Source organism: Adhaeribacter arboris (assembly GCF_003023845.1).
Lineage (GTDB): Bacteria > Bacteroidota > Bacteroidia > Cytophagales > Hymenobacteraceae > Adhaeribacter > Adhaeribacter arboris.
The window spans coordinates 6791753-6811767 of sequence record NZ_PYFT01000001.1 but is presented as its reverse complement, the minus strand read 5'-3'; the positions used below and the strand labels follow the sequence as shown (position 1 = coordinate 6811767).

The 20015-nt window shown below is 41.2% G+C and carries 15 protein-coding genes; 11 read left to right on the top strand and 4 right to left on the bottom strand.

The window, feature by feature from the left end; genetic code table 11:
* Window positions 1–147: 147 nt before the first annotated feature.
* On the top strand, window positions 148–1605 hold the full coding sequence (locus tag AHMF7605_RS27565) for a glycoside hydrolase 5 family protein (protein WP_199200317.1): 1458 nt from the start codon (window positions 148–150) through the stop codon (window positions 1603–1605).
* A gap of 39 nt (window positions 1606–1644) precedes the next feature.
* On the opposite strand, the gene AHMF7605_RS27560 is transcribed toward AHMF7605_RS27565, so the two are convergent.
* Window positions 1645–4059, bottom strand: a complete 2415-nt coding sequence (locus AHMF7605_RS27560; RefSeq protein ID WP_106933644.1) for an alpha-ketoacid dehydrogenase subunit alpha/beta — start codon at window positions 4057–4059, stop codon at window positions 1645–1647.
* Between the two features lie 198 nt (window positions 4060–4257).
* On the opposite strand from AHMF7605_RS27560, the gene AHMF7605_RS27555 reads away from it, so the two are divergent.
* The 3 genes from AHMF7605_RS27555 (at window position 4258) to AHMF7605_RS27545 (ending at window position 8408) form a co-directional block, all read left to right on the top strand.
* Window positions 4258–5049: a DUF1573 domain-containing protein gene (locus AHMF7605_RS27555; protein WP_106933144.1), complete on the top strand. Its 792-nt coding sequence runs from the start codon at window positions 4258–4260 to the stop codon at window positions 5047–5049.
* 244 nt (window positions 5050–5293) lie between these two features.
* Window positions 5294–6415, top strand: a complete 1122-nt coding sequence (gene ald, locus AHMF7605_RS27550; protein WP_106933143.1) for an alanine dehydrogenase — start codon at window positions 5294–5296, stop codon at window positions 6413–6415.
* Between the two features lie 82 nt (window positions 6416–6497).
* On the top strand, window positions 6498–8408 hold the full coding sequence (locus AHMF7605_RS27545) for an LTA synthase family protein (RefSeq protein WP_106933142.1): 1911 nt from the start codon (window positions 6498–6500) through the stop codon (window positions 8406–8408).
* Between the two features lie 104 nt (window positions 8409–8512).
* On the opposite strand, the gene AHMF7605_RS27540 is transcribed toward AHMF7605_RS27545, so the two are convergent.
* Complete coding sequence (locus tag AHMF7605_RS27540; protein ID WP_106933141.1) at window positions 8513–8962, bottom strand: type I restriction enzyme HsdR N-terminal domain-containing protein; 450 nt, start codon at window positions 8960–8962, stop codon at window positions 8513–8515.
* A 177-nt stretch (window positions 8963–9139) separates the two neighbouring features.
* Here AHMF7605_RS27540 and AHMF7605_RS27535 point away from each other — a divergent pair, with 177 nt between their 5' ends.
* Together AHMF7605_RS27535 and AHMF7605_RS27530 are read left to right on the top strand one after the other, a co-directional pair.
* Window positions 9140–9913 (top strand): AMP nucleosidase, encoded by a 774-nt coding sequence (locus AHMF7605_RS27535; RefSeq protein ID WP_106933140.1) that lies wholly within the window; start codon window positions 9140–9142, stop codon window positions 9911–9913.
* Entirely contained in the window at window positions 9906–11564 is a 1659-nt protein-coding gene (locus AHMF7605_RS27530) for an amidohydrolase (protein ID WP_106933139.1), read from the top strand. Before AHMF7605_RS27535 ends, AHMF7605_RS27530 begins: the two co-directional genes overlap by 8 nt.
* Window positions 11565–11732: 168 nt before the next feature.
* Here the strand turns inward: AHMF7605_RS27530 and AHMF7605_RS27525 are convergent, their stop codons facing one another.
* Window positions 11733–13043, bottom strand: coding sequence for an MFS transporter (locus AHMF7605_RS27525; RefSeq protein ID WP_106933138.1), 1311 nt, complete (start codon window positions 13041–13043; stop codon window positions 11733–11735).
* Window positions 13044–13226: 183 nt separating this feature from the next.
* On the opposite strand from AHMF7605_RS27525, the gene AHMF7605_RS27520 reads away from it, so the two are divergent.
* The 4 genes from AHMF7605_RS27520 to AHMF7605_RS27510 all read left to right on the top strand — a co-directional run bounded on the left by AHMF7605_RS27520 (window position 13227) and on the right by AHMF7605_RS27510 (window position 16555).
* On the top strand, window positions 13227–14486 hold the full coding sequence (locus tag AHMF7605_RS27520) for a serine hydrolase (protein WP_106933643.1): 1260 nt from the start codon (window positions 13227–13229) through the stop codon (window positions 14484–14486).
* Window positions 14487–14504: 18 nt separating this feature from the next.
* Window positions 14505–14678 (top strand): hypothetical protein, encoded by a 174-nt coding sequence (locus AHMF7605_RS30010; RefSeq protein WP_158267636.1) that lies wholly within the window; start codon window positions 14505–14507, stop codon window positions 14676–14678.
* A 126-nt stretch (window positions 14679–14804) separates the two neighbouring features.
* Complete coding sequence (locus AHMF7605_RS27515; RefSeq protein WP_106933137.1) at window positions 14805–15509, top strand: M15 family metallopeptidase; 705 nt, start codon at window positions 14805–14807, stop codon at window positions 15507–15509.
* A gap of 440 nt (window positions 15510–15949) precedes the next feature.
* Window positions 15950–16555 carry a DUF4136 domain-containing protein gene (locus AHMF7605_RS27510; RefSeq protein WP_106933136.1) on the top strand — a complete coding sequence of 202 codons (606 nt, stop codon included), beginning with the start codon at window positions 15950–15952 and terminating at the stop codon, window positions 16553–16555.
* A 173-nt stretch (window positions 16556–16728) separates the two neighbouring features.
* Here the strand turns inward: AHMF7605_RS27510 and AHMF7605_RS27505 are convergent, their stop codons facing one another.
* The gene (locus tag AHMF7605_RS27505; protein ID WP_106933135.1) at window positions 16729–17940 is read right to left on the bottom strand and encodes an RtcB family protein; all 1212 of its coding nucleotides are present in this window, start codon (window positions 17938–17940) and stop codon (window positions 16729–16731) included.
* Between the two features lie 324 nt (window positions 17941–18264).
* Between AHMF7605_RS27505 and AHMF7605_RS27500 the strand changes: the two genes are divergently transcribed.
* Window positions 18265–19554, top strand: coding sequence for an aspartyl protease family protein (locus AHMF7605_RS27500; RefSeq protein ID WP_106933134.1), 1290 nt, complete (start codon window positions 18265–18267; stop codon window positions 19552–19554).
* The last annotated feature ends 461 nt before the right edge of the window (window positions 19555–20015 follow it).

Genomic DNA, 20015 nt, shown 5'->3' with positions numbered 1-20015 from the left:
CTAACCAGTTTATTCAGGAGTAGTTCCTTTTGAATGTATTGGTTTTTTCTGCGCCTTTTTACCCAAAAAATTTTTTAATGCAAACCCGTTTCCAGAATCTAGGTTTTTGGGAACTGGGCTATAAACTTTTGTTCAAAAATTAGTAGGATGCTGGAATTAGAAGTACAAGCCAGTTCAACGGAAGAACCGGTAACGCTACCTTGGATTCAAGTAGCGCCGGATGCGCCTTATTTTATAACGGAAAACGGCGAAAACTGGACTCCTATCGGACAAAACGATGCCATTACCTGGCCGGAATTTGCTGGTTTATTTCGCCGGAAAAATATGACGGCCGTAGAAAATCATTTAGCTTATCTGGCGGAACACGGAGTTACTTGTTTGCGGTTTATGCTGGAATATGCGCAAACGGAAAACCGGTATTTTGAAAGACCCGCCGGCAAGTTTCAGCCGAACATGGTTAAACTCTGGGATGATTTATTTGCTCTTTGTGAAAAATACGGGTTACGCCTTTTACTTACGCCGTATGATACCTTCTGGATGTGGATCCGGTGGAAACACCACCCCTACAATAAATTGAATGGCGGACCTTGTGCCCGGCGTTCGCAATGGTTGTTGTGCCCGGATACTTTACGGACCATTAAAAACCGCCTGAGTTTTGCCGCAGAACGCTGGGGCGGTAGTGGGGCTTTGTTTGCCTGGGATTTATGGAATGAGATCCATCCGGCGCATGCCGAAAATAATACGGATGTATTTTACCAATTTGTAAGTGAGATAAGTACGCATTTACGGGAAGTAGAAATGCGCTTGTACGGCCGCGCCCATTTACAAACCGTTTCGTTGTTTGGGCCGGTTTTACACGAGCATCCCGCCGTAGCGGATGTTATTTTCCGGCACCCGCAACTCGACTTTGCCACTACCCATTTTTACGACGCCAAAACTATTAATCATCCTAAAGATACCGTAGCTTCAGCTATTTGTACCGGTGCCTTGGTGCGGGAAGCTTTGCAACATTTACAACAGCCCAAACCTTTTTTTGACAGCGAACACGGCCCCATTCATGCCTTCAAAGATTTACACCGGACTTTACCCGAGCCGTTTGATGATGAATATTTTCGCCACATTCAATGGGCACATTTTGCTTCGGGAGCAGCGGGAGGTGGCATGCGCTGGCCGAACCGCCACCCGCACGTACTTACTCCGGGTATGCGGGTAGCGCAACAGAATCTTACTAACTTTCTTGGTTATATTAACTGGGCGCAGTTTAATCGAAAAAACCTGAATGAAGAAATCCAAATTTCTTCTCCCGCCTTTGTTGGTTTTGCCTGCGGCGATGATCAACAAGCTATTGTATGGCTGCTGCGGCAAGACAAATTGGCTAAATTGAATAAATTAAAAGTATTAGATAAGTCAGCTACACCTTTAACTTTTTCGGTAACTGTTCCTGGCTTAGCAATTGGTCAGTATCGGGTTTATTTCTGGGATACGCAAAAAGGTCAGAAAATAAAAGAATTAGAGTTAGAGAAAAAACAAGATCAGGATTTATTTATCCAAATACCACCTATTATTACCGATGTTGCCTTGGCCATGAAAAGAATACCGTCCTAAGTTTTTGTTCCAGAACTAAGGACGGTATTCTTAAAATGTTTAATAAATAGCCGGATAATTTGCCGGATCTGCCTCGTGCATCATTTCGTACACCGCATCAAAAATATCTTCCACGTTTGGTTTAGAAAAGTAATCCCCATCCGAGGAGTAAGAAGGACGATGATCCTGGGCCGAAACACACCGAGGTTGCGCATCTAACCACTGGTAAGCACCTTGACCATCTATTACCTGCTGCATCATAAAACCGGTGCCTCCTCCGGGCACATCTTCATCCGCAAAAATTATTTTGTTCGTCTTCTTAACCGATTCTAAGATTACATTAGTAAGGTCAAAAGGCAGTAACGTTTGCACATCAATAACTTCTACCGAAATATTAAATTCGGCTAATTGTTGCGCCGCTTCCATTACTACCCGGCACATAGAACCATAGGTAACAACGGTAATATGCTCCCCTTGCCGTAAAATTTCCGGTAACCCCAACGGAACCGTTAATTCACCGATATTGCTCGGCATTCGTTCTTTTAAGCGATAGCCGTTTAAACATTCTATTAGTATAGCCGGATCGTCTGATTTTAATAAAGTATTATAAAAACCAGCAGCTTGGGTCATGTTGCGGGGTACTAATACATGCATGCCCCGTAAGGTACTCAGCACCATGCCGATTTGCGAACCGGAATGCCACACTCCTTCTAACCGGTGACCACGGGTCCGGATAATAACCGGTGCTTTCTGACCACCTTTTGTCCGGTAATGTAGGCAGGCCAAATCATCGGATAAGGTTTGAAGGGCGTAAATCAAATAATCCAGGTACTGTATTTCAGCAATGGGTCGTAATCCGCGCAGCGCTGCGCCAATTCCTTGCCCTACAATCGTACTTTCCCGGATTCCAGTATCGGTTACCCGCAACTCGCCAAATTTTTCCTGAAGGCCAGCGAAAGCCTGGTTCACATCTCCTATTTTACCAACGTCTTCGCCGATAGCAAATAACCGCGGTTCCCGGGTAAGAGCGGCCGCAAAACAAGCACGCAATACTTCCCGGGCATCTACTAAGGGGCTGTTCTCGTCGTATTCGGGTTTTATTTCTTCTACCAGCAACGGCGAATCTTCCGATTGACTTATTAAATAGGAATTGTAGCGCTCTGCATTTTCACCAATAACCCGTTCCAGCCAACCCAAAAGATTCCGTTTACCCGTAGAACGCTCCTGACGAAGATAACGCAAGGCTTTTTTAACACCTTTTATCGCATCATAACGATTGGGTATAGTGTTTTTACGCAGTTCTTCCGCAATGCTGGAAATCTGGTTCGCGTGCGAATTATCTGTTTCCAAGGCTACTCGCTCCAGTAAGGCTAATGCTTCGTTGTGGTCCGCTTTTACCCCGCCAATATAGTCATTCCAAGCCGCCAACCGTGCTTGTCGTACGGTTTCTCTGCCTTCCGCTTCCAGGTGATCGAGCATATCGGTGGTAGCGTATTCGTTGGCCAAAATCCATTCGCGCATGCACTTGAGGCAATCATTTTCTTCTTCCCAAGCCAGGCGTTCTTTTGATTTATATCGTTCGTGCGAACCAGAAGTGGAATGACCTTGCGGTTGGGTCATTTCGTCCACATGGATTAATACCGGCACATGTTGTTCCCGGCACAATGCTACCGCATACGCATACAAATTACAGAGTCCCTCATAATCCCAGCCTTTCGCCGTAAAAATCTCATAACCGGGCTCCTCGGGGTTTTCCCGTTGAAAACCTGCCAGCACCTTCGAAATATTGCTTTTTGTAATCTGGTATTCGTTGGGAACGGAGATGCCATAACCATCGTCCCAGACGGAAACCAACATAGGGACCTGCAAAACACCCGCGGCGTTAATGGTTTCAAAAAACAAACCTTCAGCCGTAGAGGCGTTGCCAATGGTACCAAAAGCTACTTCGTTGCCCCGAGCAGAAAAATTAGTAAACTCGTGTAATTCCGGGTTATGCCGGTATAATTTAGAAGCATAGGCCAAACCTAATAAACGGGGCATTTGAGCGGCCGTAGGAGAAATATCGGCACTGGAGTTTTTTATCTCCATCAGGTTTTTCCAGTTGCCATCTTCGTCCAGAGAACGGGTACTGAAATGACCATTCATGCAGCGGCCTGCTGTGGCCGGCTCTGCTTCTGCGTCGGCATGAGCGTATAATTGCGCAAAATACTGCTGTAAGGTAAGTTCGCCGATGGCAAACATAAAAGTTTGATCGCGGTAATAGCCCGAACGGAAGTCGCCCTTACGAAAATACTTCGCCATGGCCAACTGCGCTACTTCTTTGCCGTCCCCGAATATGCCAAATTTTGCCTTCCCCATGAATACTTCTTTTCGGCCGGTGAGACTTGCTTGCCGGCTTTCGTAAGCCAAACGGTAATCGCGAAGAATTTCCTCTCGGTTGAGAGCTTGCTTTTGTACCAGGGCAACAGGTTGCATCATAGTTCCAGTTAAGGGGGGAATTTTAATTATCAATTCAAAATTACGGAAAATTTAGGCGTATTTCAAATGTGTAAACTCTGGCACTCACTATAAGGTTCTGGTTAAACGCTAAAATCCGTACTTATGTTTTTTTAGGAAAAATGCTATATTTGTAATTATTCTTTTATCTTACTTATACAGTATTAAGGTATCTATATGAAAGTGATAAGGTTACTATTATTTGGCATTTGCCTTTTATTTATACAAAATTTCTCCTGGGCGCAGGGCATTTTAAAGTTTGAAAAAGAAACCCATGAATTCGGCATTATTGCCGAAGGCGGGCAGGCTACTTACCAATTTAAGTTTAAAAATACCGGAAATCAGCCGGTGGTAATCTCTAACGTACAGCCTTCCTGCGGATGTACTACCCCGGACTGGACGAAAGAGCCTATTTTACCGGGTAAAAGCGGCATGGTTAAAGCCGTATACAACAGTGCCGGGCGTCCGGGGGCTTTTCATAAAAGTATTACGGTAACGAGCAATGCCGCTCCTCCTACCCAAGCGCTTTTTATTCAAGGAACTGTTGCCGAAGCGGGTTCGGTTGCGGTCAGAACCACTTACACGCCGGCCCAGAAAGTTAATTCGCCGCGGCTGTTTCTGGCTAAAAATAACCATGATTTTGGCAAACTTGAATTAGGGCAAAAAGCAAATGCTACTTTTATTATTAAAAACACTGGTAAACAGCCGCTTATCATACAAGGGCTAAAATCACCTTGTAACTGTATTAATTATAGAATTCCGACGTCAGAAATTGCTCCAGGAAAAGAAGAAAATTTGGAACTAACTTATACCCAGCGGCTGTTAGGAGAACAAACAGAGAGAGTAAGTTTTATAACAAACGATATTGTATCCTCTGAAACTACTTTAACTTTAAAGGCTAAAGTAGTGGAGAGTTTAAATACTATAAGCATCATAAAAGAGAGCAGCGCTGCTGTTCCGTTTAAATAGTTTTTTCATAGTTTTATTTTGACTAATGGCAGTGATATTATCGCTGCCTTTTTTTATTTTATTTATTTTCTCATTTAAATTACTTAATCGGTTATTATTTTTTCTCTATTGCCTTTATGATAAAGCTTTCCTGGTATATTATTGAGTAAAGTATGCCTTAGCTACACGCTATCAGATAAGTTTTATTAATTTTGGAACTGTATTTGACCAGTGTGTTTTCATCTATAAACTACTTATAAATCTCATGATAATAGGCGTTCCGAAAGAAATCAAAAATAACGAAAACCGGGTAGCACTTACTCCGGCCGGTGTAACCGAGCTACGAAAACACCAACATACTGTTTACGTGCAAAGTGGCGCCGGCACGGGCAGCGGCTTTACGGATGCTGAATACCAGAAAGCCGGGGCTCAAATTTTGCCTTCCATCGAAGAAGTATATGCTATCGCGGATATGATTATTAAGGTAAAAGAGCCCATTACCCCAGAATATAATTTAATTAAGGAAGGGCAATTAATTTTTACTTATTTTCATTTTGCTTCTTCCGAAGAATTGACCCACGCCATGATAGCCCGCAAAGCTATCTGCCTGGCTTACGAAACGGTGGAGCGGAAAGACCGTTCTCTGCCTTTATTGATTCCGATGAGTGAAGTTGCCGGCCGGATGGCGCCCCAGGAAGGGGCGAAATACTTAGAAAAACCTTTGAAAGGTCGTGGTATCTTATTGGGTGGTGTGCCTGGGGTAAAGCCAGCGCACGTATTAATTTTAGGTGGGGGCATTGTGGGTACGCAGGCCGCCAAAATTGCGGCCGGTTTAGGCGCTCAGGTAACGATTATGGATATTAACCTGACCCGTTTACGCGAACTTTCGGACTTTATGCCGGCCAACGTAATTACGCAATACTCCAACGAATACAATATACGCGAAGCAATTAAAACCGCTGACTTAATTATTGGGGCCGTATTAATTCCCGGAGCCAAAGCTCCTCACCTGATCACCCGCGACATGTTAAAAGAAATGAAACCGGGTACAGTTCTGGTGGACGTTGCCGTGGACCAAGGCGGTTGCATTGAAACCTGCCAACCTACCACGCACGAAAATCCAACTTATATTATTGATGATGTAGTTCATTATTGCGTGGCTAACATGCCGGGCGCGGTACCTTACACTTCTACGCTGGCCTTAACCAATGCTACTTTACCTTATGCTGTACAACTGGCTAATAAAGGTTGGCAAAAGGCCTGTGCCGAAAACGATGAGCTGCGCCGGGGATTAAACGTTGTAAACGGAGAAGTGGTGTATAAAGGTGTGGCCGATGCCTGGAATTTAACTTTAAGCAGTACCGATGCGCTGTTAGAATCTGTATAATAAATATCTGATAATTTTATTTTTTTATAAAGCCTTTCCAGCTCCGTTGGAAAGGCTTTATTTTGCAAGCTATCCATCTTAAATGTTTGATCCTTTTTTCAAAATTATTATAAAACGGCTGTTCTTGCTGCTGGTAGTCTACCAATTGCTGCGAGTAGCTTTTTATTTAGCTAATAGTTCTACTTTTAGCGAAATTCCGGTGAATCAGTTAGCTGCAGCTTTTTATTATGGCTTACGCTTTGATTTTTCGGCTATCCTGGTTATTAACATTCCGTTTATATTTTTTTCGTTAGCTCCACCCACATTTTTGCACCGGAAAGGCTACCAGCAGTTTTTGAAAGGCTTGTATTTTATTGTTAACACTCCCTTTATCTTACTAAACTTAGTTGATACCGAGTATTTTAAGTTTATTGGTCGGCGCTCTACTAACGAAGTTGCCACCATCACGCAGGATATTTTGGCACAAGCGAATCAGCTTACTCAGAATTACTGGTATATTTTGCTCGTTTTAGGATTTCTGGTTATGGCGCTTTATTTTCTTTACCCTAAAAACTTCTCGTACCAACCGCAAAAAGATCGTCGTAAAGTCTGGCAAGTTGCTTTATTAATTCTTCTAACTGTTATTTTTATTCGGGGAGGTATTCAATACAAACCTATTCGGGTAAGTACTGCATTTGGCTATGAACCGCCCGTGTTGGGTAATCTGATTTTAAATAGCACCTTCACCTTTGTGCGCAGTTTAAATAAAAGAACCATTGAGCGCGCGCGCTATTTTAAAACAAAGCAGGATTTATTGCAAACGCTGCGGTTTGATCCGCATAAAGTTTTGTCGGTGGAAGGAGAACCCATCCGGGACAATGTTGTTATTATCATCCTGGAAAGTTTTGGCTCCGAATATACCGGCATTGAAAACGGCGGCCAGGGTTATACCCCCTTCTTTGATTCATTGGCCACGCAAGGATTGTTTTTAAGGGAAAATTATGCTAATGGTCGGCGTTCCATTGAAGCACTGCCTTCTATCCTGTCGGGTTTACCTTCGCTCATGGATAATCCGTTTATGGCCTCGGCTTACCAGGGAAACGAGATTTACGGGATTGGTAATGTGCTGCAACCGCAAGGATATTATACTTCCTTTTACCACGGTGGGGCTAACGGTACCATGAGTTTTAATGCTTTTGCCAAACTGGCCGGTTTTACTCATTATTATGGGCTCGACGAATATCCCAAGGAGCGCTTAGAAAAGGATTTTGATGGAAATTGGGGAATCTTCGACGAGCCTTATCTGCAATACGTGGCGCAACAATTAAACCAACAACCCCAACCGTTTTTAACCGGAGTTTTTACTTTAAGCGCCCACCATCCTTACACGCTACCAACTACTTACAAAAATAAATTCCCCAAAGGCAAATTAAAGATTCATCCAACTATTGCGTACACTGATTTTGCTTTACGCCAATTTTTTAAAACAGCTGCTCAACAACCTTGGTACGCTAATACTTTATTCGTACTCACCGCCGACCATACCCAACAGGTGTATCAGAAAACTTATAAAAACCGGCTGGGTTATCATAAAGTACCCTTATTATTTTTCCGGCCGGGTAAAAAGTTTACGAACGCTAACCCGCATAAAATTACCCAGCACGCCGATATATTGCCCACCCTGGTAGATTATCTAAATGTGCCAACGGATAAATTACTCCCCTTCGGTACCTCTGTTTTCGATACAAATTCTCCGGGTAAAGCCTTAATTTTTATTGATGGTATTTATTCATTCATCCGGAACGATTACATAACCGAGCTTCACCCGAACGGAAAGGCGCACTTATTCCGATATAAGACGCATGGTTATACAAAGTTGAAGAAAGAACCAGAAAGTATTAAGAAAATTTATGGCCGCGAACTAGAAGCATACGTGCAGTACTTCCGGAACGCCATGCTCGACAACAATTTATATTATTGGCTACACCCGGGTAAAGCAGCACCCGCGCCGTAGGTTTGGGTGGAAAAGTTGAAAGATTGGAAAGTTAGAAGGTTGATTTTAGAATTATGAATATACTCTATAATCAACTTTTAATTAAATGTCTACTCTTTTTCTACTTACAAATTTGGATAATACGGAATGCCTGCCAGGGAAATTGTCGTTGCTTTTTCAAAATCAACCTGCCAGCAATAATGTTCCAGGCCGTTGGTAAGCACAATGTACTTTGCCCGAACATTTTGATTGTAAGTGGTAGCCTGATGAATAGTAACTTCCGAAATTTTAACCGAAGAAGCCTTGCATTCAACTAACATACACACTTGACCAGCCGTATTGTACACGCATATATCCGTGCGTTTCGCTAAAGAATTATACGTGATGCCGCGTTCGGGGGAAATTAGCCCTTTTGGATAATGTAAATACTGCACCAAGTAATGAATAAAATGCTGCCTAACCCACTCTTCCGGCGTAAGAACCAAGTATTTCCGGCGTATACCATCAAAAATCCAGAATTTGTTCTCGGCTTGTTTCACCTTAACCGGAAAAGCCGGTAAGTTCAGCGTCTCCATTTTTCATTTACCATTTACCAACTATCATTTCCCAATTTTAAACCCCAATCTAGTTCTTATAAAGCATTCTTCAAACTTTTTAACCTTACAACTTTCTAACCTTCCAACTGTACAACCTTTTAACTTTGCAACCGGAATAACCTGTAACTTGCAACCTGCAACTTACAACTATCAACTATGAAATCGAAAGAAGATATTGTTCGAAACTGGCTACCCCGGTACACCGGTATGGCCCTCAACGAATTCGGTGAATATATATTATTAACTAATTTTATTAATTACGTGGCTATGTTCTCGGAACGGTTTAACTGCGAAATCCGGGGAATGAACAAGCCCATGCAAACCGCCACGGCTAATAATATTACTATCATCAATTTTGGGATGGGCAGCCCTATGGCGGCTACCGTTATGGATTTATTATCGGCGGTACGGCCAAAAGCCGCTTTATTTTTAGGAAAATGCGGCGGCATTAAAGAAAAAGTTAAATTAGGCGATTTGATTTTGCCCATTGCGGCCATTCGCGGGGAAGGTACTTCCGACGATTACCTGCCGCCTGAAATACCGGCTCTTCCCTCTTTCCGGTTGCAACGCTCGGTTTCCTCGATGATTAAAAAACACGAAATGGATTACTGGACGGGCACTGTTTATACCACCAACCGCCGCGTGTGGGAACACGACGAAGATTTTAAAGAATACCTGCGTTCGGTACGAGTAATGGGCATTGATATGGAAACAGCCACCATTTTTGTGGTGGGTTTTATGAACGATATTCCGCACGGGGCGCTCTTATTAGTATCAGATAACCCCATGACACCGGAAGGGGTAAAAACTGCGGAAAGCGATTTAAAAGTTACTACTAATTTCGTGGAAAAACATTTAAGCATTGGCATCGACGCTATGGTCGAGCTTCGGGATTCCGGTGAATCGGTGAAACATTTACGTTATGAATAAAGAGTTTATTTCAGCTATAAGAGTTTCTGTTTTAACGGCGCTTTCTTTTGTACTTCTATTTTGCCAGTCAAAAACAAAAGTTGACTTAATTATTTACAATGCCCGGGTTTATACCGTTAACCAAAATTTTGATGAAGCCCAGGCTTTTGCCGTAAAGGACGGAAAATTCGTTGAGGTAGGTTCCACGGACGCCATTCGCGGGAAGTACACCGCCCAACAGGAAACCGATGCTCACGGTCGACCCGTTTATCCTGGCTTTATCGACGCCCACGCTCATTTCTTTGGTTACGCTTTAAATTTACAGCAAGCTGATTTAGTGGGTACTACTTCATTCGCCGAGGTAGTAAAAAAATTGGTAGAGCACCGGCAAAAATATCCGAATGCAGCTTGGCTATTAGGCCGGGGTTGGGATCAAAACGACTGGCCAAACAAAAACTTTCCGACCCAAGACACTTTAAATATTTTATTTCCGGATGTACCGGTGTTTATTGAACGGATTGACGGCCATGCGGCTCTGGTCAATAAAAAAGCATTGAATTTAGCCGTTATTAGTAACCAGACCAAAATAAATGGCGGCATTATCGAACAAAAAAATAATTACTTAACGGGTATTTTGGTGGATAATGCGGTAGAGTTGGTCAGCTCTAAAATTCCGAAGCCTTCCCAGACCGAAAAAGTGGCCGCTTTACTACAAGCCCAACAAAACTGCTTCGCCGTGGGTCTTACCACCGTGGTAGACGCTGGTTTAGAAAAACCGATTATTGATTTATACGATTCCTTGCAGCAAGCCGAAAAGTTAAAAATTCGGCTATATGCCATGTTAAGCCCATCAGTTGTAAATCAGCAATACTATTTTAAAAACGGACCGTACCATACCAGTCGTTTAGATGTAAGTAGTTTTAAAGTGTACGCTGATGGAGCATTAGGTTCCCGCGGGGCTTGCTTGTTATATCCTTACCATGACCGTCCAAAGGAGACTGGATTTTTACTTCGGAGACCGGCAGATTACCGTAAACTTGCCGCTGATATTTACCAGCATGGTTTTCAGATGAATACCCACGCCATTGGCGATTCAGCAAATCGATTGCTAACCGATATTTACGGCGAAGTACTAAAAAGTAAAAACAACCGCCGGTGGCGCATCGAACACGCGCAGGTAGTAAATCCGAGGGATGTAGTTAAATTTGGGCGATTCAGCATTATTCCTTCGGTGCAACCTACCCACGCTACTTCGGATATGTATTGGGCCGGGGAACGTTTGGGAGCAGAGCGCTTGCCGCATGCATACGCTTACAAAGATTTACTGGCTCAAAATGGCACTATTGCCTTAGGCAGCGATTTTCCGGTGGAGCATATCAATCCTTTGTTTGGCTTTCATTCGGCGGTTGCCCGGCAAGATGCCAAGAACTATCCCGCTCAGGGATTTCAGATGAATAATGCTTTAAGCCGGGAACAAGCTTTACGAGGTACTACCCTTTGGGCCGCTTACGCAAATTTTGAAGAAAAAAACCGGGGCAGCATTGAACCGGGGAAATCGGCCGATTTTGTAATTCTTAATAAAGACATTATGCTCATTCCCGCTCCAGAAATCCGAGGAACGCAAGTAGTGAGTACGTTCGTAAACGGGGAAGAAGTATATCGGAAAAAGTAGCACGTATGTGCTTTATCTTTTAATTATCTAGTTTCTGTTTTATCCTGCCTAGTATACTTACTTACACTTTTATCTGGCTAAAAAGAAAATCTAAACATTTATATAAGGGAATCAACTTCAATAGCAAAAAGTCAAATTTTAATTATAAGTACAGAAATACAACTCACCTCAAGCAGCAACTTTACTTACTCCGGCTCGTTTCCCTTTAATCGTTACTAAAAAAATCAAGCCTAAAAAGAAAAATCCCATTAGCGCCAGTACACTATTGCGCATCGAACCGGTAACTTGAGCAATACTGCCGTAGGCTAAGGTGCCCAGTACAATCGCCATTTTATCCGTAACATCGTAAAAACTGAAAAAAGAAGTGGTATCGCGGGTATCTGCTGGAATTAATTTGCTGTACGTGGACCGGGAAAGTGACTGAATTCCGCCCATTACTACACCTACACACGCCGCTAAAAGGTAAAACTGATTTTCGGTGTAAGTAAAATAAGCTCCCACGCAAACGCCCACCCAAATAAGAACCGCTACCGCTAAGGCCATGAAATTACCGTAGGCTTTCGAAAGCCGAGCAAAGCCATAAGCACCCGGAATAGCGATCAACTGCAAAACCAGAATAGTCTGAATTAAGGCATCTGAATTTAATTTTAATTCTTTATCGCCGAAAACAGTGGCTACGTACATTACCGTTTGCACGCCCATATTGTAAAAAAAGAAAGCAAGTAAAAAGCGCTTCAGCAAATAAAGTTTTTTTACTTGCTGCCAAACTTTCTTTAGTTCCCGGAAACCGTTAAACAGCCACGAACCTTCTCTTTTGCCAGGAATCTGGCGCTTAGGTAATTTCCAAAAAGTGTATTGAGCAAAGCCAAACCACCATAATCCGGTAAGCAGAAATGAAATGCGCGGCGGCAAGCTAGTATGCTGCGGATCAATGCCAAAAAAAGCCGGTTTTAAAACCAGGGCTAAATTAAACACTAACAACAGCACACTGCCAATGTAACCCAATGAAAAACCCCGGGCACTTAGTTTATCAAATTGGTCTTCGGTAGCAATATCGGGCAGGTACGAATTGTAAAATACAATGCTGCCGTTGTAGCCCATGGCCGCCAGCACAAATAAAATAACCGAAGTAGTAAAAGTTTCTTTGGTAAAGAAGAATAATAAAACGCAGGAAATAGAGCCCAAATAGCAAAATAACCGCATAAATAATTTTTTGTGCCCACTATAATCGGCAATGGCAGTTAGAATAGGGCTGCTACACGCCACCAGTAAATAAGAAAACGAAATGCAATACGAAAAAAGCACCGACGAATCTAGGTGCCAGCCCAGAAAGTCAACCATACTGCTGCCATCCGGCCCTTTCGATACGGCTCCGTAGTAAATAGGAAAAATAGTGGAAATTATTACCAATGAATAAACAGAGTTGGCCCAATCGTAAATACACCAGGCCCGGGTAATAGTAGGATTATTCTTTTCCATAAGAACTTTGTTACAAAAGCAGTTTTTGTGCAGTAATTTATAACAAAAACTTACAAAGCAGATTAGGCTAGTCAGAATTATTAATCTCTACCTTATTTGTTGCAGCTAAAATTTTTATCTTACCCTCTTAATTTTAAATGAGTAGTCTAACGCTCTATGTGTATACCTCCGTTAATTAAGCGCATGCAACTAATTTTAGTTATTATAATCAACATGGGTGTATTCTCATTAGGTAAGGTATCTTCTGCTCAGGCGCAATTATTTAAAAACAAGATGCTGCCTAAGTTGCTCAAAAAACATCCGGAGTATTTTAAAACTATCTTAACCAATCCGGCCAAATACCGCGTTCAGATTATCTATACCCAAATAAACCGCGATGCGCAGAACTGGCCGCATTTTAAAACGTATACGTACCGCCTGAACCCATACGAATACTTTTACCCGGCTAGTACGGTTAAATTACCCGGCGCTTTATTAGCTTTAGAAAAATTAAATAACCTGCGCATTGCCGGCTTAGATAAAAATACCCCCCTCCGGATAGACAGCGCTTATACCAAACAAACGGCGGTTGTTGCAGACTCCACGGCTCCGAATAAAATACCTACTATTGCGCATTATATTAAAAAAATATTGCTGGTAAGCGACAATGATGCTTATAATCGTTTGTACGAGTTTTTAGGCCAGGAGCAGCTTAATGAGGGGTTACACCAAAAAGGATACAACCAGGTGCGATTGTTGCACCGTTTATCAGTAGGCGATGCCGGCGAAACTACCCGCTATACCAACCCCATTACTTTTTACCAAGGCGACAACATTCTGTACCAACAGCCACTCGTGTTTAATGCCCGTACTTATCCGAATACTTTAAAAGAAACCCACCTAGGAATTGGTTATTACAACGCAAATAATCAGCTAATAAAGCAACCTATGGATTTTTCGGACCGGAATTATATAAGTTTAGAAACGCTGCACCAGGTTTTAAAATCCGTTATTTTCCCGGAAGTAGTTCCGGCGCAGCAACGTTTTCATTTAAACCCGGATGATTATGATTTTGTATTAAAGTATATGTCTATGAAACCAGGCGAAAGTGATTTTCCCCGTTATGATACCACTACTTATTACGATACCTACGCTAAGTTTTTTATGTTTGGTAACCGCCAGAAAACCATGCCTTCGCACATTCGGATTTTTAATAAAATCGGGAATGCCTACGGTTTTATGATTGACAATGCCTACATCGTAGATTTTGAAAATAAAGTGGAGTTTTTACTTAGTGCGATTGTATTAGGAAACGATGACAACATTTATAACGACGATAAATACGAGTACGAAACTATCTGCTATCCCTTCTTAATAAACCTGGGCCAGGTAGTATATCAGCACGAATTAAAGCGGACTAAAAAACATCTACCCGATCTAAAGCGTTTTACATTTAAATATTAAGCATTTAAAGGAAGTTACATGAAAATTCATCAAATGATTTTTTTATTCGCGCTGGTTGTGTTAGCTATTCATCTGGGTTTAGCTATTAATCAATTTACTACCATGGGCTATGTAACTACTGCTACCTCGGTAAGTTTTGTCACCTTGCTCGGGTTACTAATTTTTTTTCAGAAATACTACGCTAAAAAATAAGGCATGATGCACCAATTCCTTTGTAGCACTTTACTTTTATAGCCATGCCGGATGCAGCTAATTCTATAATTTCTATTTTATGCATTGTTTTTTAATAAAGCTTAACTCTCTTATTTATTTCTAAATATGCGTTCCTCACTTTCCCGTAATTTATTCCTGCTAGGCGTACAGGTACTTCTATCTTGGTCAGCATGGGCGCAAGAACTTAAAGGGAATAAATACGGTCTGAAAGTTATTAATGACCCAACCCATTACCAAAAACAAGTATCCACAGATAGCAGCCTGCAATTAGTAGATTTAGCTACCATCATCCCGAACATTCAATTAGACATTCGTTATGCTACCGCTAATAATTTTATCGGGGAACCTGTTTATACTTCGGCTAAGGCCTTTTTACGCCGGCCGGTTGCGCAAGCTTTAAAAAAGGTACAAACCGAATTAAACCAACAAGGCTTAGGCTTAAAAATTTTTGACGCTTACCGGCCTTATCGGGCTACCGTTTATTTTTTCGAGAAAGTACAAGACACCGTTTACTTAGCCAAACCTTGGGAAGGATCGCGGCATAACCGGGGCTGCACCGTAGACTTAACCCTGGTAAACTTAAAAACAGGTCAGGAGTTACAAATGCCTACCGCTTACGATGCTTTTACTAAAAAAGCGCACGTTAACTACTCTAATTTACCCGCTTTGGCTATTAAGAACCGGGAAAAGTTAAAACAAGTTATGACCAAGCATGGCTTTGAGGTATACTCCGAAGAATGGTGGCATTTTGACTATCGCGATTTTAAAAAATTTGACTTATTGGATATTCGATTCGAGGATTTACCGTAATCTATTTACTTGGTACAATAAGGTTAAGTAGCTTTGCAAGTCATTTATGCGCCGGTTAATCTTTTTATTGAGGTACTTTACCAAGTAAAAACGGAAGCAAAAGTTGCCAATTTAATATAAATATTTTTACTACTTCTAAAGGTTAATTTTACTTTTGAAGGGCCGGAACAATTAAAATTCCTAATTCTACTCTACCCGCAGTAAATATTTTATTAATTTTTCTCTTGCCGAAACATTTTATACCAAAACTTTTTGATGTATAAAAGGCCAAAATAATGTATTAGAGCAGGATTTTAACGAAGCCTCTTTTCCGTGTTAAATTTTAGCCAAAATATAAACACTTATTGTTCTGAAAATGAAGCGACTCTAAATACAATTTTCAATTCTTTTCGTATATTACCTATAAAATTTATTTTAGATAATTTATAAGTAATAAAAGTATGAACAGAAAGATTTACGGATTTATTTTAGGGTTACTTTTACTCCATCTATCCTCCTGCATGAATTATTATGATCATAAAGTGGAATCGGATTACAGTTACTCCGGTAACTTCAAAAAATATCGAACTTTCAACTTTATCGGCGTAAAAAGTTCTGAAAATGATTCAAGCAAATTTAACCCATTTGTGGAAAATGCCATTAAATCCCGCATGGAAGTTCAAGGCTACCGATTCAATCAGAACCGTCCGGATTTACTTGTTTCTTATAAATTATTTTACGAAGATCTACTACTGAAAGGCTACAATCAGGCCGATATAACCGAATTTATTGAAACAGGCCGAATTTTCGACGAAGACGAAGAATTCGATCCGAACGTGGAGAAAAGAGAATACGATCCGGTTAAATACAATCTTAAAAAAGGCACTCTGTTTATTGTTTTAATCGACAAAAAGAAAAATCGGGCTGTATGGCAAGGTTACGCCTCCGGCGTATTGGAAAATACCGTTAAAAATGAAGCTTACCTGAAAAGCGCGGTGCGTTCTATTTTCGACCGATACAAAGTATTTACCGAAGGCTATTTGCAGGCGAGCCAACAACAGAATTAATTTTTATTGACTAAATACAAAAGGTCACGGTAAATAAATTACCCGTGACCTTTTTTGTAACTCTTTAAATGCAGCTTGTGTTATTCTCGCTACTTAAACCAGCTTAAGTTACCTCTCCACTTACAAGTTTTAGCTATTTTGTATTTCAGCGTTAAAAGTTACCTGCATTCGTTTCAATCTTTATAAGGATCGTACTCGTTTCCTCCGGCCATTGCTACGCCAATTGGTTTTAAGCGGTGCAATACCCGGATAGTTCCTTCGTGATAAGCCAAAACCTCCTCCAGTTTTTTGTATACTTCCGGCGCTTCGTCGGCTTCGCCGCCGCGTAATTCCACGCCTTGCTGTTTTAGTTTTTTCCGGACTTTTTCAAAATCCACTAAGCCCGGCGAAACCGTTTCCTGGTACCGTCGGCCATCTTTGCCTTTTACCCAGCGGCGTTTACCGGCTGCCTGCCGCCGCGACATAACCCGACCAGCTCCGTGTACCGTAGAATAAAGTCCTTGCTGCGCTTTCTCGGTTTGTACCCCTTCAATTATTACCGAAGTATCGCCCATATTAGAACCAATAAAGCCTAACTGCCCGGGGAAAGCCGGCGTGCAGCCCTTGCGAACAACCCAATATTTAGAACCTTGGTGCTCTTCGAACCAAGCAAAGTTATGATGATTATGTACCTCAAAAGTTACGGAAGCGCCCAGTATCTCCAGCACCTTATTTACTACCGTGTCCCGACCGGCATAGGCATAGTCCCCGGCCAGGCTCATGGCGGCAATATAATCCTGTCCTAATTCCGAGCTAATATCAAACAAAATGGGAGGTGCATCCATGGGACCTTCTCGGGCTTTGTCTTCAAAAGTAAGGCCCTGGGAAAGGGCGATAAATCCGGTGGCAGTTTTATGTCCAAAACCCCGGGAGCCAAAATGAACTCCTACCCATAGCCACCCTTCTTCATCCGAAAATAAATCGATGTAATGGTTTCCGCCACCTACCGTACCCAATTGCTCTTTCGCTAATGAAAGAAATTTACGTTGGGGTTTAAACTCTGCCTTAGCTATTTTATCAAAAACCGGATGGTGAATGGGTTTCGGGTTAGGCCGGCCTACGCCAAACCCAATATTCTTAACAATTTCATCCATAATACGAGCTACCGGAATTTGATTAGCCCGAATGTTCGTTTTTACAGCTTTATTGCCGCAGGCAATATCGAACCCTACTCCGGATAACGAAATTTTGTCTTTATAAGCTACGGCTCCCCCAATAGGATGACCGTAACCGTAGTGGGCATCGGCTGTTAATACCCCAATGTCATCCGGGGAAATACAATTTTTAATTTGCCGAATAGCACCTTCATCTATAATCTCCTCTCCAAATATGGTCAAATTATCCATCGCAGTCGTTTTCTGGTTTACCTTGAAGTCATAAAATGGGCAATGTTTCCTTTCTACGTAAAGTGCTTAGTTAAGTAAAAGGATAATTCGATCAGAAAAAGAACTCGGAAGTTAGCTGATTTAAATAAATATAAATTTTGGCAGGTAAAATACTAGACAATTAAATCAAATTACCTAAATAATTCATTTTAAGACACCTTCCTTCTGTACAAACAGGATTTGAAAATAATCAAAAACTGTTAATAAACGTAAAATTTTAATAATCAGAATTATTTAGTAAATTAAAAATCATTTCGAATAGTCTTTTCAAAAGGGACGGAGCTTATGCAGCTAAGTTATTCGCACGCAGGTTTTACCTTCCGGCAACTGAACTTCAGCCGCACTCTTCCTCTTTTTCTTGTTTTTTTTACCCTTCTCTCTCTACTCTTTTTACCGAAGGCTTTTGGTCAGGGCGCTTTTGTTATTCAGGCACCTTATAAGCGAAGTATAGTTTCGTTCGAAATGCACCGCAACTTAATTATAGTTCCGGTTTATATCAATCAGAAAGGGCCTTTTAACTTTATTTTAGATACCGGGGTAGGTGTTACCCTTATTACCGAACCTTCGTTAAAAGACAGCTTACAACTTAAAAACGGAGTTAATATTTCCATTGCCGGTATGGGATCGGATGCCGACTTAAAAGCATTTATCGCTTCGGGCATAAATATGAAGTTAGGGCAGGCATCGGCGAGTTTTTTACAAGTGGCGGTTCTTTCGGAAGATGTATTTAATCTATCCAGCTACGTTGGGGTACCCATTTATGGCATTTTAGGCTACCAGTTTTTTAACAGCTTTGCGGTGCAAATTAAATATTCGGAGTTGCGGGTAGTTGCCCAGAATTTTAAAGATTTTAAATATCGGAAGAGCTATGGTACTCCTATTCCGATAACTATAGAAGGCCAAAAGCCTTATTTAACTACGGTAGCGCAATTGGAAGAACCCCGTAAAATCCCGGTTAAACTTATTATTGATACCGGAGCCGGACACGCATTATCTTTAGAACAAGAGTCTAATGCGGCCATTAAAGTACCTTCGCCCTCCATTACTGCCCAATTAGGTAAGGGTTTGAGTGGTACGATTAACGGTCAGTTGGGTCGAATTAGATCTTTTACTCTCAAAAATTATAATTTAAATAACGTACTCACCTCCTTTCCTAATTATCAGGACGTAGGAGCCAAAGTTTATTTAGTGCCGCGCAACGGTAATATTGGTAATGAGTTGTTAAAGCGCTTTGATATCGTGTTCAATTACCGGCAACAACTCATGTATATCCGGCCGAACCGCTATTTCCGGGATCCTTTTGAACATGACATGTGCGGATTAGATGTTATAGCCAGTGGCAAAGATTACCAACGTTATATTGTTAACTTCGTTGAACCCGATTCACCAGCGGCCGACGCGGGCATTCTGCCCGGTGATGAAGTAGTAAGTATTAACATGACCCCTGCCTCGGCTATGTCAATTAGTAAGATGGATCGTTTATTTCATTTTAAACCGGGTTATAATATTTTACTAGGTATTCAGCGGGGCGAACAGCGCATTTATACGGTTATCACTCTTAAACGGAAGATTTAATTAGTATTACGTTCACTTAAAAACCAGCGAGATTTTTAAGTATTGTAGCAAAGTTTTACCACCAACTTCTTTCTTAAATTATAATATATTTAATATCCATCTTGCACTCATTCTACTTAAATCAAATTACCTTCCTCCCTAAAAATTATATTCTTTCTAAAAAAACGATTAGCAAATACTTCTGTATTTAACAGAACACATTTGTATTATAACTTCTTTAATATTATCTCCTTTAATTTCATACCGATACTGCTTAAAGAAGCTAAATAAATAGGTTAAATACAATTATAATACTACTTGCAACCGTAAACTATCCGTCCTAAAAATTGGTTAAAAGCTAAATAATACGCAATATTTGTATTCAGATTACTTTTTAAGCAAATATTAAAATAAGTATTTGTACTATTATTCACATTGTTTATTTAGTTGTATCACATTTAAAATAATCAAGTTTATGAAAG